The following is a 24,679-nucleotide window of genomic DNA, read 5'->3' as shown; positions in this document are numbered from 1 at the left end:
ATGGATTGGAAAAAAACTTTATTATCTCTCGAGCGTAATGAAGAATGGGATACTGCAATAGCATATATGCAAAATGTTATTGCCGAAAACCCGAATGATGTTGATGCTACAATTTGTATGAATTATTTACTTATGTATTCGATTGTTTATGAAACATATGATTATGCAATTGCTGAATATCGTAGATTTTTAGCAAAAAAATATTTTAAGGAATCATATGCAAAATTTTCTGAAAATGCAGAATATCTTTTTTTTACAGGATTAACTGCAGTTATGGAGTTTTGGAATTTTGATATAGAGGATGAAGATATTGATAATATGTTAAAGAAAGCCGTACAGCTTGATAGAAATAACATTTTGTATACATGGGGCTATTCGGATGTTGAAAGAAATAACCTTGAAGATGCAGAACTTGCGAAGAAGCTTCTTACGCTGGGTTCTGCTTCAAGAAAGCAATTGGAATCAAAAGGGGCAGTAGGAGAATATTTAATAGGGATAATGGAGACTTGTAGTGTAACAAATAAGGATAAGCTTCAAAAGAATATTAATGAGTATTTGTTTGGTCAGATTGATACCAGTTCATTCTGTTATGCATGTTGTTGTTATTATGCAGATGGTTTAAGAGGCGGTGAATTTAATCAACAAGAACAAAAACTTTTTTTTGAATTGAGTAAGATTGCCGATCGATATATTGAAAGTACAAAAAATCCAGCGACCTATACAGGAACGCCATTTTTAGAATCAGAACTTAAGCAAAAAACGCTTGAAGTGCAACAGGTTTTAAATATCTAATAAAAAGCCCCACGGTTTTATTCGTGGGGCTCTTTATTAGATATTCAGTTTCTATATATCCAAATTTTTCACAAAATGGCCATATTCTTCGATGTACTGCTTTCTTCCGCTTACGTCATCTCCCATAAGAGTGACAAACCAAGCATCAGCTTTCACCAGATCTTCAATGTTTACTTTAAGTAATGTTCGCTTTGTTTCATCCATAGATGTTTCCCACAGCTGATCAGCGTTCATTTCACCAAGACCTTTATACCGTTGTATATGCAGGTATGGTTTGCTTAATGCATCGATTGCATCGATCAATTGATAGACTCCTTGGGATTCTATGCTCTTATCTTTGTTAGGGACAGAGAGCTGCCACGGATTTTCTTCAAGAATAGCGAGCGGTTTAATGAAAGGGAGAAGCTCGGTGGTTTCTGCTGCGCTGAAAAATCGTATTGGTGCTTTCCAGAATTTATTTGCAACCGCAAATGTTATGAATGTCTCTTTTGTTTCGGTCTCTTCATAAACAGCGGTTTCATCTTGATGGGTCAGAGTGATTGCATATTGTGGCAATGTATCTTTTAGGATCTGTAGTAGAGCCTCGACTCCATCAGATTTTTTCCAATTTGATTTGTGTAGCGTGGTGATCATGCGATGGGTGTTGTTATATCCGATTTTAAATTGATAACTCAATTTATTTAATCGTTCATCGTACTGTACGAGCTGGTCAAGGAGTATGCCCCATGTAGATTCATCAAGAGCTTTTTGATTGATAGATATAGTAGTTTGCTCTTTTGCCCAATCAAATAGGAAGTTTTTTAGCGCTTTATTATCCTTTAGATATTGTTCTTTTTTGCCAATCTTCGCTTTATAAAGCGGTGGTTGAGCAATATAGATATAACCACGTTCAATAAGTGGTCTCATGTATCTAAAGAAGAAGGTAAGCAATAATGTTCTGATATGCGCACCGTCTACGTCCGCATCGGTCATAATAATTATTTTATGATAGCGAGCTTTGTCTGGATTGAATTCATCTTCGCCAATACCACAACCGATTGCAGATATTAACATTTTGATGATTTCGTTAGATAAGATTACATCAAGCCGTGCTTTTTCAACGTTCAGAATTTTACCGCGCAAAGGTAAGATTGCTTGGTTTTCCCGGTTTCTTCCTGTCTTTGCTGATCCACCTGCAGAATCACCTTCTACAAGGAACAGTTCAGTTTCTGCCGGATTTTCATTTGAACAATCGGTCAGTTTTCCTGGTAATACAGAAGATTCTAATACTGTTTTTCTACGGGTCAGGTCACGAGCTTTTTTAGCTGCTTCTCGTGCATGTTTAGCGACATCTGCTTTTTGTAATATTTTTTTTACAATCGCAGGATGTTCTTCAAAATAGGTTTGAAAGAATGCTGAAGTCCATGAATCAACAATTCCTTTTATTTCGTTATTGCCCAGTTTTGTTTTTGTTTGTCCTTCAAATTGCGGCTCAGGCACTTTTACGCTGATTACGCATGCAAGACCTTCGCGTACATCTTCGCTGGAATAACTATCACCAGCTTTGAGCATATTCAGACTAACACCTTTTTTGTTGCAGGCTTTGGTGAGTGCGGACTTGAATCCTGCAACGTGAGTACCACCTTCAACGGTGTTAATATTATTTACGAAAGAGAACAGTTGCTCTGCGTATCCTTCGTTGTATTGCATAGCAATTTCAAGAACGTACTGATCATCTTCTTGATGAAAATAAATTACTTCAGGGAAGATAGGAGTTTTTTTATTATTGATATGCTCAATAAACGATACAATGCCGCCTTCAAAGTAAAATTCTTTGTGTTGATCGGTTGCTTCTTCACTGATTGAGATGCGTAATTTCTTGTTTAAAAAAGCAAGTTCACGGAGTCGTGCAGCGAGCGTGTCAAAACTGAAGGTAGTGGTTTCTTGAAAAATTTCTTCATCTGGATAAAAGCGGACCAATGTTCCTCTTTTATCGGTGGTACCAACAACTTTTAGTGGCCCTTCAGGAGCACCTCGATGATAGGTTTGGGTATGAATTTGTCCATGTTGAAAAACAGTAACGATTAATGTTTTAGAAAGCGCATTCACTACCGAGATACCAACACCATGAAGTCCGCCAGAGAATTTGTATGAATCTTTATCAAACTTACCACCTGCGTGTAGTTTGGTAAGTACCACTTCGGTTGCGGATATATTTTCAGTGGGGTGTATGTCAGTAGGGATACCTCGTCCATTATCTTCTACGGAACATGACCCATCTTCGTGTAAAATAACGTTGATAGTGTCGCAATGTCCTCCAAGAGCTTCATCAACTGAGTTGTCTACAACTTCATATACAAGGTGATGTAGTCCTTTAACTCCCGTGGATCCAATATACATCGCAGGACGCTTGCGTACTGCCTCAAGCCCTTCCATTATACGAATGGAATGCGCTTTGTATTCGTTTTTGTTTGACGGATTGGTCGCCATATACATTCTCCTGATTGCGAAAAGATTGGCTGATGATTGCTTGTTAAAAACAGTGTACAATAACAACAGTTGTTATTGTACTGTCGATAATTTCAGTATATGACTAGTGTACGTAATAAATGCAATTTTTTCTACTTTCGCATTGCAGAATGTAGCTATTTTTAGTTAGATGGGATTTTATTTTTTGTGGTGATATGCAAAATAGTATAAGTAGTCCGTTTGGGACAGAAAAAGATCGTTATTTTATGAATAAAGCGTTGGGGCAAGCTCGTAAGGCATATGCCCTTGGTGAGGTTCCCGTTGGGGCTGTGGTAGTAAACAGCGCAGGGAAGATTATTGCGCGTGGCTATAATAAAACTGAATCTTTGCATTCTCAGACTGGGCACGCGGAAATTCAAGCCCTTAAAAAAGCGAGTAAAAAAATAGGTAATTGGCGTTGTCAGGGGTTGTGGGTGTATGTCACGCTTGAGCCATGCCCTATGTGTATGCATTTACTTCTATTGAGCCGTGTTTCGGGGGTAGTTTTTGGGGCACCCTCGCCAGTATTTGGGTATCGCCTTGACAATGCTACCCGTCTTGCGGTATACCAGAGAGACGCCATGTGTATTGTGGATCATGGTATTGAAGAATCAGCCATCTTGCTGCGAAGTTTTTTTAAACAAAAAAGGAATGAGTGTGAGTGATAAAAGAGATGTTAATCCAGCAGTTAACGATTTAGAATTAATTAAACAGCAGTTGATGGAAAAAAAAGCAGAGATTGAGCAGGAGATGGTACTGTTGAATGAAGAAAAGTTTTCTGATGATCAGGTACAGGATGTGGCCGATCAGGCCCTGACCTCAACTATGGAAAGTTTAAAAAGTTCATTTCAAAACAGCAAGATTGATGAGTATAAACGTGTCATAAAGGCCCTTGATATGATTAAAGAGGGGGTTTACGGTATCTGTGCTGATTGTGAGCAGGTTATATCTCCTAAGCGCTTGCAGTCATTTCCTAATGCTACTCGTTGTATTGTTTGCCAAGAGCTCTTTGAAGAGACGGGAGATCAGTACGAATAGTCCCTTGCGAGTGCGTTTTTTGGATCAGTTTATGGTAATCAAGGCATTAGGGATATATTCAGGGTCATTTGATTATCCTTATTTTGACAATAGTTCTTGATCCGATTATTATAAATAAGGTCTATTTTGTTAGTAATTCAAGAATAATTGATAGTATTAAAAGGTTTTTTAGCGGTATGAATAAAGAAAAAGCGACTAAAGCGGTGGGTGTTAAAAAGGCTGGAGCCCCTATTTCTCATGGCGTTGGACGCAGAAAATGCTCTATAGCGCGTGTATGGTTACGTAAGGGAACTGGGCAAGTGACGGTTAATGGAAGAACTGTTGAGAACTATTTTGATACTGTCTTTAACCGTGCTGATGCAGTAGTGGCATTTACGGTTATTGGAGATGCTACAAAATACGATGCAGACGTTAACGTAATTGGCGGTGGTGTGTGTTCACAAGCTGGCGCAGTGCGATTGGGTATTGCCCGTGCATTAGTTGCAACAGATGAATCATATCGCAAGGCACTTCGAGCAAATGATTTATTGACGGTTGATTCCCGCCAAGTTGAACGTAAAAAATACGGTCAGCCAGGTGCTCGTCGTAAATTCCAGTTCGTAAAACGATAATCTATTTTTGGTTCTCTATACATACGGTTGGGCACAAAGCCCGAGCCTGTAGCGGTACCAAGAATTGTTCGATTTAGATTTAAAACCATCCAAGATCATAACTGATTTTGGATGGTTTTGTTTTTTAATAAGCATGTCATGATCAAGAATGGTTCATGTAAAAAATAATATAGGTACTTTATGGGGGCTTGGGGCGTTATATTGACTATTAGGATCTGAGATCGTTATAGTATAGTTAATAGGCTATTTCGTATAACTAATCAGAGGATCTTAATCATGAAAAAGAATTTTGTTGTGGTAGTAGCTATTTTGGCATTTTGCCACTCAGCTCTGATTTTTTCAGCGGATCCAAGGGGGAAAGGGTCAAGGAGGGGAGGGGCAAGCAGTCGCGGACGTCTTCAAAAAAGATTAGCTGAACGAGAGAAAGATTATGAAATCGGCTTCAATGAGGCTCACAATCCTATAGACAGTGCCGATGCGGTTCTGAATGCTCGTAATAAACGGCTAATCGATTTTATGAATGCTACAGGTCGGGGTGACTGGAAAACTGCATTTACAATTCTTAATAATGTACGAAATAATGACGAAAAAAGAGAATTGTTATTAGCAATAGATAAGAACAGCAGATTTAACGCACTATTTGATGCCGTGACAGATGCCTCTGAAAAAGTGGTACGATCGCTTGTAGGACTTTATAGACAGCTTGGTATTAATGTGAGAGATATGCAGGTGCATGGGCACAGTTTACTAGATGCTGCTCGCATGGCGAATGAAGTCAAACCTCGTCAGCCAATTATAAAATTCCTCGAAGAAGAACTGTTTTATGATGAAGAGATGGCTGCCGCAGCGCAAGAGGCGCTCTTTGAAGCACAAGCGCCAGCAACGGAAGAAGAAATAGCTCTTATGGAGCAGATGATGGCAGGTAGCCAATTAGGCGAAGAAAAAGAATATAACTAGATGGAAAAAGAATAGTAACAAAAAAGGCGACTCTTGCGAGCCGCCTTTTCTTTTTCAAATTCTCTACGAATTAGTAGCGAGATGAACCACCGCGGTCACCGCCAAAGCGATCACCACCGAAAGATCTTCCACCACCACCGCCGCCACCACCTGAGTAACGACGCTCACCACCGCCACCGCTTGTGCGTGGACGCTCTTCACGAGGACGAGCTTTATTTACGCGAAGCGTACGGCCCATAAATTCATTGTTATCAAGAGCAGCAATAGCAGCATCGCCGTCTTTTTCTGTTCCCATTTCTACGAAGCCAAAGCCACGAGAAGAACCAGTAAACTTATCTTTAACTAATTTCACAGATGTCACTTCGCCATACTGTTCGAAAAGCTGTCTCAATTGATCTTCTGTTGCAGCGTGTGCGATATTGCCGACGTAAATATTCATAAAAATAAACCTTAAAAAAATAAATAGATAAAATACTCAAATTAAAACGAAACTTATTAGTTAAAAATCTGTTTCTGCCTCTATAATTCCTATACCTTTAACCGTATAGAACTATATGGATATAGAATGCCGATGTTATTGGGCTTTGTCAATCTCGAAGGCGTTATAGTCTGAGCAGCTCAATAAATCACCTCGATACAGGCCCTTTAAAAGGGGCAAAATAGGCAATAGTGACTGGTATCGAGGTGATGGTAGATTGTTATATCTTTATTTCCGTAAGGTTAATCTTTTCGCTGGTAACATACAGGCTTGACATATATTCAACAGCCTTGGGCCGCGTGGCTACTCGTTCGGGGCTGTAAGTCTGAATGGCATCGAATATATTGATCAAACTGAGGGTCTCTCTGAATTGATTATCTTTTAAAAGTGCTTCTTTGGCCCGTTCTGACCACGTTTTTTGGACATCGGCTTTTTTGTCAGTTTTTTTCTTTTTCTCTTGGTCTGTTTGATCTTTTTGGTCAGGCGACTTTATAGAGTTGGTAAGTGCCCGCTCGCTGCCATAGAACTGGTTAAACCAGATCATTTGGTCTGTTGGAGGCTGTCTGCGTTGGATGTCAAAGTCAGGTTCAATGCCAAGGCCTTGGATTGCGGTGTTAAATGGTAAGAAGTAGAGCGATGTGGTTATTTTCATTGCGCAGTTATTACTGACTGGTATCACTTCTTGCACTGATCCTTTACCAAACGTACGAGTTCCCACTAAAAAGACCATCAATTGTTTCTGTTTTTTATCCCCAGCGGCTTTTGCGTATTGATTAGAATGTAACATGAGGCATCCTGCTAAAATTTCTGCTGCTGATGCTGTGTAGTTGTTAATCAGAATGAAGATAGGAGGAGCATTATTGGTTGATGGTTGCCTATTGGTTGTATATCGTTCAGTTACCTTATCGAATTTGTTTTTTGTGGATACTACTTCGCTTCCTTTTTCTAAAAATAGTCCTGCAATGTCTATCGCAGAAGTAAGCAGTCCGCCAGAGTTATTTCTGAGATCGAGAATGAGTCCTTTGTACGGTTTTTGTTGCGCTTTTTTGAGTAGGGTTTCGATTTGGGTTGCGGCGGTTTCAGTAAAGCTGCTCAGTGATACGTAATAGACATTATGTTCTTCAATATAAAAACAGAGAGAGTTTTGTTCTTTAATAATATCTCGCTTGATGTCCAGAGATATAATATCAGGGTGGTTATCACGTAATATTTTAACATGAACAGTGGTGTTGCGTTCACCTTTTAGTTTTAAGGTTGCTTCCTCGGTGGTCATTCCCTCCAAAGATTGACCATCGATTTCTACAATTTTATCAAGTGCTTTTACGCCTGCTAGATCAGAAGGTCCTTCTGCTATGGTGTCGATGATTAACAGGAATTTGTCTTTTTGTTGGCGAGTGTTATCGATAACGATGCCAATACCAAAAAACTCACCGGAGGTGCTTTCTAGTATTGCTTTGTATGTTTTTGGATCTAAAAAATTTGAATGGGGGTCAAGGAATGTTAAAAATGCATCGATTGCTTTGATCATGCATGTTTCAGGATCAGCAACTTTATAATGTTTTTGGCCAGTAGCTTGTAGGACTTCCGCAAGAACGCGTACCCAGTTAAAAATAGCTTCATCAAAAGATATTGAGATTTTTTCTTCTTGTTTGATGTCTATTTTTATTGATTGGGTCGCTGTGGGTTTAATGACCGCCGCGCCTGCGGATATATCAGATGAGTGTAGGCATACCAATAGAACAAATAAGATTGTTATACGATATAAACGAGTTACTATCGCTTTCATTACAGTGCTTCCTTTTTTAATAAATTTATCCAACGCATTGCTTCATGTTGGCATGCCGATATATTCTAGTCATAAAATATGATAGTGCAATGTCTGATATTAATACGGGAAGTAATGGTATGATTAAGATTAAAAAACGGATGGTTCCCTATATTATTTTGTCTGTAGAGTTAATTGTTTTTTTAGGAATGTATATTGCGGGAGTGAATGGCTTTATTACTTTATATGGGTTGAAGGCAGACAATGAACAGTATAAAAAAACAGTAGAAGTCCTAGAGCAGGAGGTAGCGTCCCTTGAGAAACAGTTACGAGATTTTAATTCTGAAAGATTTTATAAAGAGAAAATTGCGCGAGAAGAGTTGCAAATGGCTCGTCCTGGAGAGATCATTTATTACTTGAAGTAATTGATACATATGATACGGTGATGACCAGTTTTGGGTATATTTTTATAAAGGACATACTATGGCATATATATTACCACCGTTACCGTATGAATATGGAGCTCTTGAGCCATATATTGACGCACAGACAATGGAAATTCACCATGACATGCATCATGCAGGATATATTGCTAAGTTAGAAGCAGCGCTAAAAGATTATCCTGATCTTGCGCAAAAACCGGTGGCGGAACTGTTGCAAACATTACCGGCGTTGCCAGAATCAATTCGCACTGCGGTACGTAATAATGGTGGTGGACATTATAATCACTCATTTTTTTGGACTCTCATGAAAAAAAATGGTGGTGGTAATCCGGTAGGTACTGTTTCTCAAAAAATAACCGCAGATTTTGGTACGTTTGCGGCATTTCAAAATACATTTAATACAGCCGCGCAAACGGTATTTGGTAGCGGTTGGGCCTGGTTGTGTCTTGATAAAACGGGCAAGTTGGTAGTTATTTCTACGCCGAATCAAGATGCGCCGATCTCACAAGGATTGCATCCTATTTTGGGGTTGGATGTTTGGGAGCATGCGTATTATTTGAAATATCAAAATCGACGTCCATCATATATTGATGCGTGGTGGCATGTGATTAATTGGGAACAAGTTGAGCAAAATTATGATGAGATAGTGAGATAACGTGAGTTCAATGTAACGAGCTACGAGTTGTGTATTTCAGTAAGAATGTTGTATGTTTGCAATGGAAGAAGATATTGCCTTCAGTCGTCACGAACGAAGCTTAGCTTCTAGGCGCAGTGTGGTGATCCAGGCTTCAGAGGGGTACTTCGAGAGTCCATTAAAATTAGTGCATGTTTTCGTGGGAGTTTCTTTGTGGGCCTGGATTGCCACGCAAGCTCGCAACGACGAACAGAGATCTCGTGCACTGATAATATCTAGGTTGATTATATTGAATTGGGAAAGATAGAGGACATATTTTTATAGGAGCTATATGAAACGTAATACAATCGCATATGCATTTATAGTATTGAGCGCATTGTCAATGAATCAATATTCCAAAGCCGATCCTCGGGATGCGCTTGTAGCGGGAGGTGCTGGTGGTGTAGTTCTGGTAGCGGGCTACATAGTATGGCAATGGTTCACGCCTAGCCTTGCTTCAAAAGTTACTAAAGCAAAATTACAACAAGAACTGGCAAAAGTAGGTTCTAAAAAACAGTTATATCTAGAATTAAAAAAACATCATAAAGATGAGCATAGAGATGAATTAGGTCTTCCGCTTGCATGTAAATCCGCGGCGCTTAAATTCCTTGTTACTCATACAAAAACAGACTTGCACGAGATAGCGAGTGAGTTTAATAGGCTATACCCTGTGAAGCCTAAAACAAATAAAGTATTAACTCCTTCAGCAGCGTAAATACATATCCCCGTCTTTAGCACGGGGATGTTTCTTATATATTGGCCAGGTCGTTGTTTCACTACATCGGTCTATTTGCGTGTGGCTGTCGCCAGGTGAGCACGAAATGGTATTGATGTGCGCCATTATGAAGGATCGTGGAAAACCGTGTTTTGCGTGAAAAATGTGCAATAGCTTCGCCAGTAGATTCAGTATAAGGCATATGATTTTTGAGAAAATCTTCAAATGAGTTTGCATCATTCATGGTATTCAGTACCTTGTGAGGTATCCATCGGGGTAGGCGATCAAGCAAGTGATGTAATACCCTTGCTTGCGAAGGTGATAAGTCATTCCAATAAGCGGGTCGATCGTCGCGCATTGTTTTAACAGATAGTCGATTGATATCGTAGTGTATTGGATAACATATATCACCTTTATTCTCGCGACCGAGTATAGCCCTTTGTAGTATTCGTGATTTATATTGTTGTGGTATTGGTAAGTATGCAATAGGAGTTTTGCAGTTGAAATCTACGAAAAAACTACTGTGAACTTCCAAATAGTTCTCTTTTGCATCGGCACAGCTAAAAGCTGGAGTGTGCCATAGAAATAAAGCGGCAGTGAAAAAAATATATATGGGTAACATGATTGGTCGAGTTAAGATAAAATCTGTTATATCGCATTACATTTTGACATACATACACTGCAAACACAATGTTTATAGGGGTATGTATGAGGGAGTCGCTTTTTTGGCAAATTATCGGGATGTCGGTATACTTCATCTATTATAATCATACGTAATGATATGGAATGAATCGATATGGATAATCAAATAAAAAAAAATAATGTGATAGATGAACCCCGCAACGAGCATGACATCTCTAATGAACATGCTATTCGTCTTGAAAAAATAAAAACGATGCGTGCGCAAGGGTTAGAGCCGTGGCCTGCAGGCAAAGAGGTGACAGCCACGTGTAAAGATGTGATTGATGAATTTGATCACCAAGCGGAAAAAAAGCAGTATGCAATTGCAGGAAGAATTTTAGCATTTCGTGAGCATGGTAAAACGGCATTTGCTAACATTCAAGATCAGACAGGTCGCTTGCAGATATATCTGCGGCAGGATGAACTCGGAGCAGAGACTTTTGAGCAACTCAAGCATTTGGTGGACATTGGCGATATTATCTGGGTTTCTGGAGTATCATTCAGAACTAAAATGGGTGAAATAACATTAAAAGCATCGTCGTATGCACTATTAAGTAAATGTTTGCATCCGCTTCCTGAAAAATTTCATGGCCTTGCTGATATAGAGACCATTTATCGACAACGATATTTAGATTTGATTAGTAATCAAGAAAGTAAAAGTCGTTTTATTGCACGATCAAAAGTAATCAGAACGCTGCGGAATTTATTTGATACTAATGGGTATTTGGAAGTTGAAACGCCAATGTTACACCCAATTCCTGGTGGTGCAGCTGCAAAACCATTTACTACGCATCATAACGCGCTTGATACCACGTTATATTTACGGATAGCTCCGGAATTATATTTAAAACGACTGGTTGTTGGCGGTTTAGAACGGGTATATGAGATTAATCGTAATTTTAGAAACGAAGGAATTTCAACACGGCATAATCCTGAATTTACGATGGTCGAATTTTATACAGCATACAAAGATTATCATTATGCAATGGATTTTACTGAGCAGTTGATCCGCGCTGCGGCGATGGAATCAAATGGAAAGTTGCAGTTACCGTTTGGTGATCGTGAGATAGATTTTCAGTCACCATTTTTGCGATTGAGTATGCGCGATGCGGTAAAACAGTACGGTAATATCTCTGATGCTGATCTATCCGATGCGCAGATTGATGCAACGCTTAAAAAACATGGCATTGTTCTGCCGGTACCGGTTCAGCACGCATCATGGGGACAAAAATTGTATGGCTTGTTTGAAACATTAGTTGAAAGCAAATTGATACAGCCGACATTCATCATTCAATTTCCGATTGAGGTTTCGCCACTTTCAAAGCGTGATGAAACGGATAAAAATATGGCAGCGCGATTTGAGTTGTTTATCGGTGGTATGGAAATCAGTAATGGATTTAATGAGCTGAATGACCCGTTTGATCAGGCCGATCGTTTTAAACAACAAGTTGAATCACGAGAAGCGGGTGACGCAGAGGCGCATCATTATGATGCTGATTACGTACATGCGTTAGAGTATGGGCTACCACCAACTGCGGGTGTGGGTATCGGCATTGATCGGTTGGTGATGTTGCTCACCAATACAACGTCCATTAAAGATGTAATTTTATTTCCGACATTAAAACAGCGACATGAATAATTTTTAACGTTATAGAGAAATAAAAAAGCGCTTACTCGAAAAAGTGGGCGCTTTTTTATTTCTGAAGTATTGATACCTTATTGAATCTGGCATTTAAGCTTTTGTTGTCGAGCTTCTTTTTTTCCTTTTGAGAATTCTGCCGCGGTGCGCTTGTAGATGAGTGAGATGTGGTCTTTGAGATCTTTTCGCTGCGAAGTTATCGATTGTTTTAGCCGTGCGATGCCATAGTTGATTTTAGTCATTCGCTTCTGGGGAAAAGAGGGCATGCTTTTTGCTTGAGCGCGTAGCTCCTGTGCGTGTGTGATAAATGGTTGTGCATGCATATATGCACCAACTGATGGCAACGGTAATGCCGTATATAATACCCAGACTGCAGGAGTTTCTAGCAAGACGACGTTATTATTGCTTGCGAACCATTCATGCTTGGTTGGGAACCATCTAATCATGAATTGGTTATCAGTGCTGACAATAGGAGCTATTTCTTTCAAAGGTGCGAGAAGAGTCTGAGTATAGTGGATTAAGAAGTCATGATGATGGAGGTGGTCTAATATGTCGTCACTGGGCTTTGAGGACGCCTGTGGGAAAGAGGAGTATTGTTCTAGGATAGTCTTATATTCACTTACCAAGAGTTGCTCTCCGTAAGAATTATATATCTTTATGATGGAGTTCTGTGAAAAGCATTTAGATGAGCTAACAAAAGTATCACATGAGAACAGCAACTCGTTACTGTCTGGGCAAAAGGCTATGGTCCCATAATTAGATCTATGAATTATAGTCTCTTTTAGCGGCAAGTCACTACCAAGAACGCTTGGTTTTAAAAAAGAATATATGATTCTGTCTACGTTCCAAGGAAGACCATGCGCTATTTTTTGCACCAATCTGATGAGATTGTTTTGGCTGAGCCCCCTGGGTTTTTTATCGACTTCTGCTTGCTCAACCTGCTCTTTTTCATCTTCATCATCATCTTCTGAAGGTTTTGCAATCAGAAGGTGGCTAGCATGTGTATTGGCATTAATAAGAGCGGTTATTTCTGGATCCTCTTGTTCTTTTTCGTCCTCTTGAGGCGTAGCAGATAGGTCTTGCGATTGTGATGCATTATTTTTACTTTGTTTTTTTTGTAATGACTGCTGCATAGCCTCACGAATATGCTGCCTATATTCTTGTGCAGCGGCATCACGGCGAGCTTTTTGCGCGGCGGCATGAAGGACTTTTTGTTTTTCTACATCTTCGGGCGCAGCAGATGGTTGTATGGAGCATGTTATTGATAAAGTAACTAAGATTGAATAGGTTATTGTGTGTTTCATAGTTTTATTTTGTGTAGGGGGTTAAATACCAAAGTAAGCGGTTTTGATTATATATATATTTTAAATTCTTACTATAAGAAATGAATGTGTGTGAAATTAGATTGTTATGTAGCATAAGGAGTTTGTATGAAAATTGGTTTACCTATGATTACAACAACGTTTGATCTTCCTGGATATAGAGCTGTGCAATCTCTTGGGGTAGTGCGCGGTATCTCAGTGCGGTCGCCTGGTGTAGTCGGTAGTTTTGTAGCAGGGTGGCAATCTATATGGTCTCAAAACAATAAGACATTTACTGCCATGTGTGAAAAAACAAGAAGTGAGGCATTTGATTTACTCATTGAGCATGCACAAGAACTAGGAGCAAACGCTATCATTGGAGTACGATTTGATGCTAATGAAGTCAACACTGTTACAACAGAAATCCTTGCGTATGGCCAGCGGTGATTGTAGAAAAGATTTGAATTTATCTGCGTAAAATTACAGCATTCAATGGATTAAATAAAAAAGCGCTTACTCGAAAAAGTAGGCACTTTTTCATTTGTTTGTTTTATTATTGTGTATGCGTTTACCCCAGACTCATGCCTTCTAAACCGGCTGTGCTTTTGATACGATTTTGTAATTGGGCTTCTTCTTGCCCCCTTGCAAACTCAGTTTTTATATGTTTGTAGATTTTTATGATGTACAGTTCGAAATCTTCTCTTTTTGAAATGATTGTTTCTTTCAAACGTGCGATACCATAGTGTATTGCGGTTATTTGCGCCAAGGGGAAATAGGGCGTGCTTTGTGCGTGATCACGTAGTTCTTGCGCTTGAGTAATAAAGGGTTGGACATGTGTATATGCTTCCACTGCCGGAAATAGTGGTGAGAGCGTATGTAATGTAGCGGTGTTGCCAGATCTGGAAACGGCATACTCATTATTGGGACTTATAGATATCCCTTGAGCACCCCAAACGTTTGAGGTTTTTTCCAGTTGGAAAGTGTGCAGGTTGGCATCACCACCAGGTTTGATCAGACGTATTGTCACAGTGCTACTTAGATGGTCTATATTTCCACGGAGAAACGGAGGTTCAGGAATCTCTTCCGTAGATAGATTAAAAGAAGATCGCTCGTTGGTGCTACAATTCAATACAGATAAAATATTAGGATGTTTTATATCTCCATATTGAAAAGTTCCAGTAGCGATATCAAATGTTTGTGGAAGAGATGGTTCGTCTGTGTATATAAGATTAATGCGTTGGCTATCGGGGCTGAAAGATATATTATCGATGTCTCTAGGCGATTCATTCTTATTCATAGTATTTTCAAGAATATACAACAACTTTTTATTTTTTACATTCCAAATTTGCATGACGTTTTTGCAATCTGATAGAGAAGCAATAAATTCATCATTAGGGCTAAAAATTGCATCAGTTATTTTTTGTACATCTTCTTGAAAGAAGTTGTTTGAGAGATCACCTTCAGGGAGTTGATAAAGGAGTTTTCCGCTGGCGCTATCCCATATACATGGAGGAGTATTATCTTCATGTGTTGTAATGATATATGTGCCGTTGGCATTAAAATTGGCAGATGTTATTTGATCTTGGGTATGCTCGAGATTGCAGAGTGGTATTCCATGAGTATTATATATGATCGTAAGAGTTTCGTTACCTTCGTGTGCATGTAGAAAGTTATATGATACTAGAATCCTGCTATTGTCAGGGCTAATGGCTATGCATTTTGCCAATGTTCTTTTAAATCCTCTTGTAGACATTTCAGGAGGAGTAACAAGAGCGGTTTCTTTTCTTTTTATGACTATATCCAAAAAGTTTGGTCCTAAAAAAGAAGTTATGAGTCTTCCTATTTCAAAGGGTAATGCAGCTACCTTTGTGATTAAGTGATCGCTATTATTTATGAGCAAGTGACGTATGCGAGCATTGGCATTAATGAGAGAGCGAATCTCTTTATCTTCTTGTTCTTTTTCATCATATTCTAAGCCGTCTTTTGTATTTTGCTGTATATTTGTACCTGTTATAGCCGGTAAAGATCTTTGAGGCATTTCGAGCAACGGAGATGATTTTTTTGGTGGTTGAACTGTCTTTACAGAATTGTTTTGTAGCGGTTGTGCATTATGCGTTTGGGCAGCCTGGGGTGACCTTTGCATGGCAATTTTGAGGCATTTTTCATATTTTTTTTTTGCTATCGCATAGTTCAATTCATGTCCTTTTACATCTTCGGGTGCAGCAGACGGCTTTATGGAACATGTTATTGATAAAGCAGCGAAGATTGCATAGGTTATTGTATGGTTCATAGTTTTATTTTATTTAGAGTTTTTAAAGATGGGGTAGGCTGTTTTTATTATATGTATTTTTTCAATTTTTACTATAAGAAATTAATGTGTGTGGAATCAGATTGTTACGTAGCATAAGGAGTTTGTATGAAAATCAATGTAAATATGATTACAACAACGTTTGATCTTCCTGGATATAGAATTGTTCAATCTTGTGGGATAATACGCGGTATTTCAGTCCGGTCTGCAGGCGCGGTAGGGGGTTTTGTAGCTGGATTGCAATCTTTGTGGGCTCAGAAGAATAAGACGTTTACTGCCATGTGTGAAAAAACAAGAAGTGAGGCATTTGATTTACTCATTGAGCATGCACAAGAACTAGGAGCAAACGCTATCATTGGAGTGCGATTTGATGCTAATGAAGTCAACACTGTTACAACAGAAATCCTTGCGTATGGCACAGCGGTGATTGTAGAAAAGATTTGAATTTGGCTGCTTAAAATTATTGAATTAACAAACAAATCGCTAGTGCTCCCCTCGCAAACGCCACAATCCATTGACTGCTTGGAGTGGTTTATGTTATTTTGTTTTCATAATAAATTCACATAGTATGATTTTAATAACATAAAAGGAGATAGAGGTGATGATGAAAAAACTGTTCGCACTAGCATTATTCTTGAGTGTGCAAGGGATTAATGCAATAAATATTAATGTTTATAGTCTGGTACTAGCGAAAATGTATACAAGATTTAACTTTAGAGGAGATTCTTTTGGGCGAATTATACCAGCCGCAACGCCTACAGCCTCTGCCCTAGAAGATCTGAACAAGTGTAATAAGGAGTCTTTGGATTGGCAGACTAGTCCAAGGTCTCCAATACCAAACACCTTGGGACATGCTTCGACGTATCAGACTGGCGTAGGTGGTGTTCCGAAAGCAATACAAACCGCCGGATGGATGGGTGTTGATGACTGGCGATTGCATATAGGTTTTGAGGATGTGCATACAGTGGAGGCTAAAGTGGGTGATGTATGGGGAAGGAATCCTGATACTGGTTGTCCATTGGTATTTACCCAAAAAATGTTTGAACAGAGGAAAGGTGTTGATTACAAACTAGGTTTGTGTTGGGGGATACAACCCAAATTTTATTCATCTGTGGGGCAAGCACTATTTAAGTACTTTGCGCTCATTGTTGTTCCGGTTAAAAATGCAGCAGATAACAATAATTGGTGGCCAAGTTTTAGAATAATTAAACTCAGAGAAGGTACAACGCACCAAAAGTGCCCATGGCGTAATGGCTGTGATGAGCTTCAATGGCCAGATTAAAGCAAATAAAAAAAGCGCCTACTTTTTTCAGTAGGCGCTTTTTTTAAAACTTTGTTTGCATTTACGCAGGATCTACCTGCACATAATCACGATATGCATAAGATCCTTTGCGCAATATCCGATCTTTTTGCGCCAGATTATTGCTGAGGGTATTCACAGCGTACAATCCAAATTTCTTGTTATGCCCCATATTCCATTCATAGTTATCAAGCAGTGACCAGTAACAGTAACCGCGTACATCATAACCATCTCTGATTGCTTGTTCTACTGCGTTATTATATCCAATGATCCATTTTTCACGCCGATCATCTTTTGCATCACAGATGCCATTTTCCGTGATGATGATGGGAACATGGAGCTGGGAAAGTTCTTTGATGGCATTGTAGATAGCTTGCGGACGGATGGACCACACGGTCATATCGGTCATTTCTTCATCTTCTTTCGGCTCTGGACCAGGGCCAAAGAACATGTCTGCATAAAAGTTAAGACCAAGAAAATCGAGTGAATGGGGAGCGCGTTTATCTACAAATTTTATAGGATTATCTCCAGGGACGTCATAAACAAAATGTCCTGTGGTAAAGAATCGCATAAAAACTTTATGAGCAAAATTTTTGTTAAATTGTTTTGCAAGCATGCGGCTAATTGGATTAAGCACGCTGTTAATGCCGCCCTTTATTTTCGGTTGAAAGTGGGCCATCTGATGTATAATACTAATGTTTGCTTGCTCACCATGTGGCATTACTTTTAACGTTTCATATACTTCTATGTGAGCTTTAAATAAATTGCCTAAAACGGTACCGGCTAAAACATAATTATGAGAGAATGGGTATAATAAATAATCGTTACAAAATGGTCGCAACATAGAAGCATAATCTTTTTTACCTGGCGCATGTGATCCGATTATATATCCGCATACGCTAACCACGGTCGGTTCATTGATGGTGCACCAGTAGGTGACTTTGTGTCCAAATCGTTTAAATACTTCCTGGCAGTAGCGGACAAAGTGGATGATATTTTCTTCTTTTTCCCATGCTTTTAGTTTATGAAACCAAAGCGGATGCACCCAGTGGTATAGAGTGACGATTGGTTCAATGCCAGCATCGCGCAATGCATCAATGTATCTATCAAAAAAATCAAATGCTTCTTCGTTCCATACTCCTTGCTGCGGGTTGAGATCTGTCCATGGTATTTCAAAGCGGTAGGCATTGCAGTTTAGATCTTTAATAAGTTGGATGTCATCAAACATGCGATTCCAGCCATCAGCAGAAGTGCCAACTCGTTCGCCACGGTCGATAGGACTATCGCTTTTAAAACAGATCGATGTTCCGCCTTGGCGCTCGCGATTGAGAATAAATCGTGCATGAAAATTATTTTCAAACCAGGTCCAATTACTTTTTGGCCTATATCCAAGGGACTCCCAATAATTATGTCCACCATTTTGGTATGTTGAAGAGGCCACTCCTTTTAAAAATCCGTGAGGATAATGGACTCCTTGTTCTTTTCTGGTGAAAAAAGGACTTTCGGCGTTATTGGTTAATGATTGCAATAGACAAAAAAAGAGAATTGATTGTTTCATGTGATGATCATTTGTTTGTAATAATTGGTTGAAATCTGCTTCCTGAGTACGCTTTATTGTACGAGAAGCTCTTTTTTTTGTCATCGTTTTTTTGTCGTCGCTATGGGGGTTTTGATAGTTCTTAACTATCGATTTTATCGTAAATAAGGTATATTCTTTGTTGGTATTATTGTATCTATACGCAACGGGGGCGATCTATGTCAACATATTTGCAAGGTAATAAATATTTGTGGCGGTTGCCCGCATATGATCCAAAAATGGTGTGTGAGATAGCTGCGCTGTATAACCTTTCTATGCCCATTGCGCAAACGCTTATTAATCGCGGATTTGCGGATAAAAAGAGCATAGATGCTTTTTTATTTAGTTCTTTTGAAAAAGATGTGCCGCATCCACGCCATATCAAAGATGCAGAAAAATCAGTTGATCGTATTTTGTATGCAATTGCGGCCGGGGAAAAAATTCTTATAGCCGGCGACTATGACGTTGATGGTATTACGTCATCAGCGATGATGCTTTTATGTCTGTTGCCGTTGGGTGCAAACATAAACTTTTTTCTACCGAATCGGGTAAAAGATGGCTATGGACTTTCGGTAAAAACGGTAGAACGAGCTGCTGCAAGTAATTATAAAGTGATTATTACCGTTGATAACGGAATTACCGCATTTGATCCTGCTATACGAGCTCGAGAGTTAGGGGTTGATCTGATTATTACGGATCACCACCGCCCTCATGATCATTTACCAGATGCGTTTGCTATTGTGAACCCCAATCAAAAAGAGTGTGCATATCCGTTTAAAGTTCTTGCTGGTGTCGGGGTCACCTTTAAACTGTTATCATTGTTGTATGAAACAAAAAAAATGGAGTTGCCTCCAAAGGTATATGAATTATTAATGCTGGGTACCATTGCTGACGTGGTGCCATTAATTGGTGAAAATCGTTATTGGGTACGGCATGGACTTACGTATATCAATAAATATGAATCGCCTTCTTTTGCGGTACTTAAAAAAAATGGCAAAGTAACTAAAGAGCGACTTTCTTCAACCGATATTGGTTTTTCAATCGCACCACAAATTAATGCGTTAGGGCGTTTGCAGGATGCACGTCAGGGTGTTCGATTCTTGATTGATTCTAATTTGCAAGAAGTAGAGCAGGTTGGGGCGGTATTATTAGAATTAAACGAAGCCCGTAAAGAAATAGAGCGTTCTATTTATGCGCAGGTTGATCAAGAAATCATTAAAAAAAATATTAATTTAGAACATGAGAATGTCATTTTAGCAGCGCATGATGCGTGGCCTCCCGGGGTAATTGGATTAGTTGCATCTCGGTTGATGAGTGCGTATGGACGGCCAACAATATTGTTTCATTTGACCAAGCAGGGGATTGCAAAAGGATCGTGTCGATCAATTCCAGAGTTTAACATGTTTGATGCACTTACCAGTTGCAGCGATTTGTTGATGCAATTTGGAGGGCATTCAATGGCGGCAGGCTTGAGCGTTTCGCGGGACAATTTGCCTGCACTGAAATCTCGGCTGGAAGCACTGGTTGCACAACAATTAAAGCCGGAAGACTTAAAGTTAAAGTTGAGCTTGGATGCAGACGTGTCGCTTGGTGATCTGACGAAAAAATTTATTTCGGATATGGCTCATCTTGAACCATTTGGTAATGAAAATAAAGAACCAAATTTTTATATTAAAAATGTTGTGCAACTGCAAAAGCCGACACTCTTAAAAGATGCGCATGTGAAATGTAAGGTGTTTGCAGATGGCGTGATCAAACCGGTAATATTTTTTAATCGACCGGAACTGTTTGAGCTATTATTAAAGCAAGATGATGAGCCTTTTGCGATTGCAGGGCAGGTGGTTGAAAATCATTGGAACGATTCGGTGAATATTGAGCTGCGCGGTATTGATATTGCGGGTTTAAAAGGGTAGTCTTTTTCTATCTGTGTTGTAAATAATAAAAATCGCCTTATAATGGTGCGGATAATTTTATTTTTTAACAATACTATTTGTAGGGTTATTATGTTTTGTCTGAATAGATGGGTGCTCGTCTCAACAGTCTTTGTGTTCACCTGTGGTGGTTTAACGGTAGGTAAATCTGAGAAGCTTTCATATGGGGAATTTTTTAAATCGAATAGATATGAAAAGGCATGTGAGTTGGATTTTGAAAAATTTGCCGCAAAACACCAGCCGCCGCAGCATTTGCGGAATGCGATTGAAAGAAATAAAGAAAAAATAAGATCGACGGGTTTTGGTGAAGTTAAAGGTATGCCAGGGTTTATCGTGAAACATTTTGATGCAAATCGGGTGATCAACGCAGATCGAATGGAAGAATGTATAAAACGCTTTAACTTAGATCGTTTGGCCGTGGCAAAAAAATATATTGCAAAGGTTGATGGCCAGTGGATGGTGTTTGCAGAAATGATAAAGCCTGATTCTTCTAAAAAATATGATTCAACATCACTAGAATTTGTGCAGCAGCTGGCGAAATTGGCAGAAGAGACCGGATATCGCGATTGGCAAGGTAACTGGTTATTTAATAAAGAGGGTAAATTAACCTGCATCGATTCTGAGAATGATTCATTTGCGATAGGAAGGAGTCGCTTGGAGGATGGTAAAACACCTCAACATTGTAAAACACAATATGTTTTAAGTTTGGCGATCTTTGGGGGAAGCATAGATCCTGAGGCACGGCAGTGGTTACAGGACAAAATTAATGCATTGCGTAAGTCACCAGAAGGAGTGGCAGAACATACGAAAAACACGCCGGACACCATATTGCCCTGGAGCAAGAAATTTGATGGTCCCAATATTAATATCTCGAATGTAAAGCAGCATTTAGAAAAATTGCGTGAAGAGAGCTACGGAATGAGGCAGGGGATTCTCAGTGAAAGCATGGCTTTTGCCAGAACATGAGAATTGAATTGTATTATTTAAAAATGTAATAAGAAGGGGAAGATGTCTTCCCCTTCTTTAATATTATCGCTTAGTATGCTTCAGATGAAGTCATAGGGCGCGTTCTCATAGGACGTTCTTCAGCGAATTCTTTCGGTTGTCTTTTGCGCATTGGCTCGCTTTTTTGTGTTTGTTTTGTTGATTTTTTATATGTTGTTTCTTTTGTATAGCGTTTTTTCCCGTTGTCGTAATTATCTTTGTCTTTTCTGCATCCAGGAACTATTGCAAGTAGTGAAAGGCATGCAACAGCTAATAATACTTTTTTCATTGATCGCTCCTTGGTAATAAATTATATGGTACATCATATTAAAGACATGATAGAAAAATATTTGTGCATTGTGCAATGATTTTTTTAAAAAGTAACGGGTAATAAAAAGAGGGTATGGCGTAAATCCATACCCTTTATACTGTTTTCTGTACGATTAATGATTATGCGGTTTTTGTTTTTGCGGTACTTTTCTTTTTAGCAGGTTTTTTTGTAGGAGCGCAAAATGGTGGTTTTTCAAAAGCCGCCTCAATAACTTCATCCATCGTTTTTACATATACGATATTGAGCGCGCTTAAATCGGTTTCTTTTAAAATTTCTTGAATATCATCAAAGTTTTCATGAGGCACAATCACTTTGGTAAAGCCATGTTGTTTTGCCGCAAGCAGTTTTTCTCGCAATCCACCAACAGAAAGCACGCGTCCACGGAGTGTTATCTCACCAGTCATAGCTAGTTTTTGTAGCAATGGTGTTTGGGTTAGAGCGGAGATCAATGCGGCACAAATAGTGATACCAGCAGATGGTCCATCTTTTGGAGTAGCTCCTTCAGGCAAATGGATATGAATATCCTTCGTCTGGTGAAAGGTATGCTTCAGGCCAAGTTCTTTTGCTCGTGTTCTGATATAGCTTTGTGCTGCTTGTGCAGATTCTTGCATCACTTCACCAAGTTGACCCGTTAAGGTTACATTTCCTTTTCCTGGGATCACGGTAGTTTCAATTTCCAGTACGTCACCACCTAATTCTGTCCATGCAAGTCCTGTCGCAAGACCAATTTGTTCAGTTGCATTGCTTAAGCTTGTTTTTTTGAACGGTGGATTTCCCAGCCATTCTTTGATTTTTACTTTATCAACGGTAACCGATGCTACGTTTTTATTCAGAATCAGCTGAATTGTTTTACGCATGAGCTTAGTAATAATACGTTCAAGTTGTCGTACGCCAGCTTCTTTTGTGTATTCAGAGATAATAAGCGCTACGCTTTCTTGAGGTATTTTGCATTGACGGGTAGTAAGATCATGCTCTTTGAGGCTTTTTGGAATTAAAAATTTTGTTGCGATAGAGCTTTTCTCTTCGTCAGTGTATCCAGAGAGTTGAATGATTTCCATTCGGTCGTAGAGCGGGTAAGGGATACCATCAGTCATGTTAGCGGTTGCTATGAACATTACTTTTGATAAATCATATTCTAGATCTAAAAAGTGATCTGCGAATGTTTTATTTTGTTCCGGATCAAGGACTTCAAGAAGTGCTGATGCAGGATCTCCATGTAAATCACGAGAGATTTTATCTATCTCATCCAGGAGTATAACCGGGTTGAGGTAGTTGGTTTTTTTCATTGCTTGAATAATTTTGCCGGGTAACGCACCAATATACGTTCGTCGATGTCCACGTATCTCAGACTCATCTTTAACGCCACCAAGAGATATGCGCATAAAATCTCTACCTAAGCTGTTAGCTATTGATTGCGCAAGTGATGTTTTTCCTACTCCTGGAGGACCAACCAAACAGATTATTGGCGAACGTTCTAAATTTTTTGAGAATTTTTTTGCTGCCAAAAATTCAATGATGCGTTCTTTTGCTTTTGTAAGTCCGGCATGCTTTTCGTTAAGAATTTTTTCAGCACGCTCTAAACTGATCGTATCTTTACGAACCTTGTTCCATGGTAATGAAAGGATCCAATCGATGTAATGGCGGCTGACCACTGCTTCAGATGATAGTGGCGGCATTTGCTCAAGCCGTTTTAGTTCCTTATCAACCTTTTGTAATGCCTCTTGAGGGAGTCCTAGTTTTTTTGCCGATGCTTTCAGTTGACCTAGTTCGATTGACTGATCATCTCGTCCCAGCTCTTTGTGAATAGCTTTCATCTGTTCGTTTAAATAGTATTCGCGCTGGTTTTTCTCTATTTGAGATTGCATTCTGCCACGAATTCTTTGTTCAGTCTGTAGGATTTCAATCTCATTGCTTAAGAACGTACACAGTTTGGTCATGCGTTCTTTAAGATCGGCAGATTCTAAAATAGATTGTCGATTTTCTAATGATAGATTTGCAATATGTACTGCAATGGTATCGGTTAGGAAATCAAGATCTTTTGGTGTTTTATTACCCAAGGTAAGATCGGCAGGTGCTTTGTCATTGAATTCTGTGTATGAGGTATACAGAGATTTTAGTTGGCGCCATAATGCTTCAATTTCAGTAGTGTGGGCAGTATTGGTAGTGGGTACATCTTGGCATACAGTGCCGATAAAATCATCTTCGTTATTGATATTGATTGCTTGTGAGCGGCAAATGCCTTCAGCCAATATTTTTAATGATCCATTAGGCATACGCATAACTTGCAAAACAATAGAACGGGTGCCGAGCGTGAAAACGTCATCACCCTCTGGAGATTCAACGTGGGAATCTTTTTGTGCGGTGATAAAAATATTCTTATTATGTTTTAATGCATATTCTACGGCATTAATAGAGCGCTGACGTCCAACAATAATAGGGATAATGCTTTTAGGAAGGATAACAACGTTTTTTAATGGTAAAAGGGCTAAAAAGTCATGATCAAGAGTCGTAGCCGTCGCAGAGGTTATATCCAGCTCTTCAATAGTATCGGTCATTATCTTTTTAGTAGATTTTCTTATTTTTTTTGTTTCCATACATTCCACCACTTCTTTAATAGTCCTAAATATATGCTTACGAGTAAAAACCACCTAATTTCGCTATCGTGGTGG

General features: G+C 39.2%; 23 protein-coding genes. 14 read left to right on the top strand and 9 right to left on the bottom strand.

Annotated elements, in window-relative coordinates:
- Complete coding sequence (locus VGT41_03335) at positions 1–792, top strand: hypothetical protein (GenBank protein ID HEV2601305.1); 792 nt, start codon at positions 1–3, stop codon at positions 790–792.
- Between the two features lie 51 nt (positions 793–843).
- Here the strand turns inward: VGT41_03335 and gyrB are convergent, their stop codons facing one another.
- Positions 844–3,261, bottom strand: coding sequence for a DNA topoisomerase (ATP-hydrolyzing) subunit B (gene gyrB, locus VGT41_03330; protein ID HEV2601304.1), 2,418 nt, complete (start codon positions 3,259–3,261; stop codon positions 844–846).
- Positions 3,262–3,455: 194 nt separating this feature from the next.
- On the opposite strand from gyrB, the gene VGT41_03325 reads away from it, so the two are divergent.
- The 4 genes from VGT41_03325 (at position 3,456) to VGT41_03310 (ending at position 5,885) form a co-directional block, all read left to right on the top strand.
- The gene (locus VGT41_03325) at positions 3,456–3,944 is read left to right on the top strand and encodes a nucleoside deaminase (GenBank protein ID HEV2601303.1); all 489 of its coding nucleotides are present in this window, start codon (positions 3,456–3,458) and stop codon (positions 3,942–3,944) included.
- Positions 3,937–4,317 carry a TraR/DksA family transcriptional regulator gene (locus VGT41_03320; GenBank protein HEV2601302.1) on the top strand — a complete coding sequence of 127 codons (381 nt, stop codon included), beginning with the start codon at positions 3,937–3,939 and terminating at the stop codon, positions 4,315–4,317. Before VGT41_03325 ends, VGT41_03320 begins: the two co-directional genes overlap by 8 nt.
- Positions 4,318–4,493: 176 nt before the next feature.
- Entirely contained in the window at positions 4,494–4,928 is a 435-nt protein-coding gene (rpsI, locus tag VGT41_03315; GenBank protein HEV2601301.1) for a 30S ribosomal protein S9, read from the top strand.
- A gap of 276 nt (positions 4,929–5,204) precedes the next feature.
- Positions 5,205–5,885: a hypothetical protein gene (locus VGT41_03310; protein ID HEV2601300.1), complete on the top strand. Its 681-nt coding sequence runs from the start codon at positions 5,205–5,207 to the stop codon at positions 5,883–5,885.
- 70 nt (positions 5,886–5,955) lie between these two features.
- On the opposite strand, the gene VGT41_03305 is transcribed toward VGT41_03310, so the two are convergent.
- Positions 5,956–6,324: an RNA-binding protein gene (locus VGT41_03305; GenBank protein ID HEV2601299.1), complete on the bottom strand. Its 369-nt coding sequence runs from the start codon at positions 6,322–6,324 to the stop codon at positions 5,956–5,958.
- Between the two features lie 259 nt (positions 6,325–6,583).
- On the bottom strand, positions 6,584–8,149 hold the full coding sequence (locus tag VGT41_03300) for a S41 family peptidase (GenBank protein ID HEV2601298.1): 1,566 nt from the start codon (positions 8,147–8,149) through the stop codon (positions 6,584–6,586).
- Positions 8,150–8,238: 89 nt separating this feature from the next.
- Here VGT41_03300 and VGT41_03295 point away from each other — a divergent pair, with 89 nt between their 5' ends.
- The 3 genes from VGT41_03295 to VGT41_03285 all read left to right on the top strand — a co-directional run bounded on the left by VGT41_03295 (position 8,239) and on the right by VGT41_03285 (position 9,959).
- Positions 8,239–8,553, top strand: a complete 315-nt coding sequence (locus VGT41_03295) for a septum formation initiator family protein (GenBank protein HEV2601297.1) — start codon at positions 8,239–8,241, stop codon at positions 8,551–8,553.
- A gap of 58 nt (positions 8,554–8,611) precedes the next feature.
- Complete coding sequence (locus VGT41_03290; GenBank protein ID HEV2601296.1) at positions 8,612–9,226, top strand: superoxide dismutase; 615 nt, start codon at positions 8,612–8,614, stop codon at positions 9,224–9,226.
- Between the two features lie 310 nt (positions 9,227–9,536).
- Positions 9,537–9,959 (top strand): hypothetical protein, encoded by a 423-nt coding sequence (locus tag VGT41_03285; protein HEV2601295.1) that lies wholly within the window; start codon positions 9,537–9,539, stop codon positions 9,957–9,959.
- A gap of 61 nt (positions 9,960–10,020) precedes the next feature.
- On the opposite strand, the gene VGT41_03280 is transcribed toward VGT41_03285, so the two are convergent.
- Positions 10,021–10,494, bottom strand: coding sequence for a hypothetical protein (locus VGT41_03280; protein HEV2601294.1), 474 nt, complete (start codon positions 10,492–10,494; stop codon positions 10,021–10,023).
- Positions 10,495–10,755: 261 nt separating this feature from the next.
- On the opposite strand from VGT41_03280, the gene lysS reads away from it, so the two are divergent.
- Positions 10,756–12,279 carry a lysine--tRNA ligase gene (gene lysS, locus VGT41_03275; protein ID HEV2601293.1) on the top strand — a complete coding sequence of 508 codons (1,524 nt, stop codon included), beginning with the start codon at positions 10,756–10,758 and terminating at the stop codon, positions 12,277–12,279.
- 77 nt (positions 12,280–12,356) lie between these two features.
- Here the strand turns inward: lysS and VGT41_03270 are convergent, their stop codons facing one another.
- Positions 12,357–13,583: a hypothetical protein gene (locus VGT41_03270; GenBank protein ID HEV2601292.1), complete on the bottom strand. Its 1,227-nt coding sequence runs from the start codon at positions 13,581–13,583 to the stop codon at positions 12,357–12,359.
- A 126-nt stretch (positions 13,584–13,709) separates the two neighbouring features.
- Between VGT41_03270 and VGT41_03265 the strand changes: the two genes are divergently transcribed.
- Positions 13,710–14,027 carry a YbjQ family protein gene (locus VGT41_03265; GenBank protein ID HEV2601291.1) on the top strand — a complete coding sequence of 106 codons (318 nt, stop codon included), beginning with the start codon at positions 13,710–13,712 and terminating at the stop codon, positions 14,025–14,027.
- Positions 14,028–14,148: 121 nt separating this feature from the next.
- On the opposite strand, the gene VGT41_03260 is transcribed toward VGT41_03265, so the two are convergent.
- Positions 14,149–15,870 carry a WD40 repeat domain-containing protein gene (locus VGT41_03260; GenBank protein HEV2601290.1) on the bottom strand — a complete coding sequence of 574 codons (1,722 nt, stop codon included), beginning with the start codon at positions 15,868–15,870 and terminating at the stop codon, positions 14,149–14,151.
- Between the two features lie 126 nt (positions 15,871–15,996).
- On the opposite strand from VGT41_03260, the gene VGT41_03255 reads away from it, so the two are divergent.
- Positions 15,997–16,332 carry a heavy metal-binding domain-containing protein gene (locus tag VGT41_03255; GenBank protein HEV2601289.1) on the top strand — a complete coding sequence of 112 codons (336 nt, stop codon included), beginning with the start codon at positions 15,997–15,999 and terminating at the stop codon, positions 16,330–16,332.
- Between the two features lie 154 nt (positions 16,333–16,486).
- The gene (locus tag VGT41_03250) at positions 16,487–17,170 is read left to right on the top strand and encodes a hypothetical protein (GenBank protein ID HEV2601288.1); all 684 of its coding nucleotides are present in this window, start codon (positions 16,487–16,489) and stop codon (positions 17,168–17,170) included.
- 61 nt (positions 17,171–17,231) lie between these two features.
- Here VGT41_03250 and VGT41_03245 read toward each other — a convergent pair whose 3' ends face one another.
- Positions 17,232–18,746, bottom strand: coding sequence for a family 1 glycosylhydrolase (locus VGT41_03245; GenBank protein ID HEV2601287.1), 1,515 nt, complete (start codon positions 18,744–18,746; stop codon positions 17,232–17,234).
- A gap of 197 nt (positions 18,747–18,943) precedes the next feature.
- Between VGT41_03245 and recJ the strand changes: the two genes are divergently transcribed.
- Together recJ and VGT41_03235 are read left to right on the top strand one after the other, a co-directional pair.
- Positions 18,944–20,677 carry a single-stranded-DNA-specific exonuclease RecJ gene (gene recJ, locus VGT41_03240; protein HEV2601286.1) on the top strand — a complete coding sequence of 578 codons (1,734 nt, stop codon included), beginning with the start codon at positions 18,944–18,946 and terminating at the stop codon, positions 20,675–20,677.
- A 225-nt stretch (positions 20,678–20,902) separates the two neighbouring features.
- The gene (locus tag VGT41_03235) at positions 20,903–21,661 is read left to right on the top strand and encodes a hypothetical protein (protein HEV2601285.1); all 759 of its coding nucleotides are present in this window, start codon (positions 20,903–20,905) and stop codon (positions 21,659–21,661) included.
- 70 nt (positions 21,662–21,731) lie between these two features.
- Here VGT41_03235 and VGT41_03230 read toward each other — a convergent pair whose 3' ends face one another.
- Both VGT41_03230 and lon read right to left on the bottom strand, forming a co-directional pair.
- Complete coding sequence (locus VGT41_03230) at positions 21,732–21,968, bottom strand: hypothetical protein (GenBank protein ID HEV2601284.1); 237 nt, start codon at positions 21,966–21,968, stop codon at positions 21,732–21,734.
- A gap of 161 nt (positions 21,969–22,129) precedes the next feature.
- The gene (lon, locus tag VGT41_03225) at positions 22,130–24,604 is read right to left on the bottom strand and encodes an endopeptidase La (GenBank protein ID HEV2601283.1); all 2,475 of its coding nucleotides are present in this window, start codon (positions 24,602–24,604) and stop codon (positions 22,130–22,132) included.
- Positions 24,605–24,679 lie beyond the last annotated feature (75 nt).

The sequence above is a fragment of the Candidatus Babeliales bacterium genome (assembly GCA_035944115.1).
Classification (GTDB): domain Bacteria; phylum Babelota; class Babeliae; order Babelales; family Vermiphilaceae; genus DASZBJ01.
This window is presented reverse-complemented; position numbering and strand designations above follow the sequence as displayed.

Coding starts and splice junctions, on each gene's coding strand:
- lysS (HEV2601293.1), top strand. CDS start 10,756: ATGGATAATCAAATAAAAAAAAATAATGTGATAGATGAACCCCGCAAC.
- gyrB (HEV2601304.1), bottom strand. CDS start 3,261: ATGGCGACCAATCCGTCAAACAAAAACGAATACAAAGCGCATTCCATT.
- recJ (HEV2601286.1), top strand. CDS start 18,944: ATGTCAACATATTTGCAAGGTAATAAATATTTGTGGCGGTTGCCCGCA.
- lon (HEV2601283.1), bottom strand. CDS start 24,604: ATGGAAACAAAAAAAATAAGAAAATCTACTAAAAAGATAATGACCGAT.
- VGT41_03230 (HEV2601284.1), bottom strand. CDS start 21,968: ATGAAAAAAGTATTATTAGCTGTTGCATGCCTTTCACTACTTGCAATA.
- VGT41_03310 (HEV2601300.1), top strand. CDS start 5,205: ATGAAAAAGAATTTTGTTGTGGTAGTAGCTATTTTGGCATTTTGCCAC.
- VGT41_03335 (HEV2601305.1), top strand. CDS start 1: ATGGATTGGAAAAAAACTTTATTATCTCTCGAGCGTAATGAAGAATGG.
- VGT41_03265 (HEV2601291.1), top strand. CDS start 13,710: ATGAAAATTGGTTTACCTATGATTACAACAACGTTTGATCTTCCTGGA.
- VGT41_03295 (HEV2601297.1), top strand. CDS start 8,239: ATGTCTGATATTAATACGGGAAGTAATGGTATGATTAAGATTAAAAAA.
- VGT41_03290 (HEV2601296.1), top strand. CDS start 8,612: ATGGCATATATATTACCACCGTTACCGTATGAATATGGAGCTCTTGAG.
- VGT41_03325 (HEV2601303.1), top strand. CDS start 3,456: ATGCAAAATAGTATAAGTAGTCCGTTTGGGACAGAAAAAGATCGTTAT.
- VGT41_03260 (HEV2601290.1), bottom strand. CDS start 15,870: ATGAACCATACAATAACCTATGCAATCTTCGCTGCTTTATCAATAACA.
- VGT41_03285 (HEV2601295.1), top strand. CDS start 9,537: ATGAAACGTAATACAATCGCATATGCATTTATAGTATTGAGCGCATTG.
- VGT41_03305 (HEV2601299.1), bottom strand. CDS start 6,324: ATGAATATTTACGTCGGCAATATCGCACACGCTGCAACAGAAGATCAA.
- VGT41_03300 (HEV2601298.1), bottom strand. CDS start 8,149: ATGAAAGCGATAGTAACTCGTTTATATCGTATAACAATCTTATTTGTT.
- VGT41_03255 (HEV2601289.1), top strand. CDS start 15,997: ATGAAAATCAATGTAAATATGATTACAACAACGTTTGATCTTCCTGGA.
- VGT41_03245 (HEV2601287.1), bottom strand. CDS start 18,746: ATGAAACAATCAATTCTCTTTTTTTGTCTATTGCAATCATTAACCAAT.
- VGT41_03270 (HEV2601292.1), bottom strand. CDS start 13,583: ATGAAACACACAATAACCTATTCAATCTTAGTTACTTTATCAATAACA.
- rpsI (HEV2601301.1), top strand. CDS start 4,494: ATGAATAAAGAAAAAGCGACTAAAGCGGTGGGTGTTAAAAAGGCTGGA.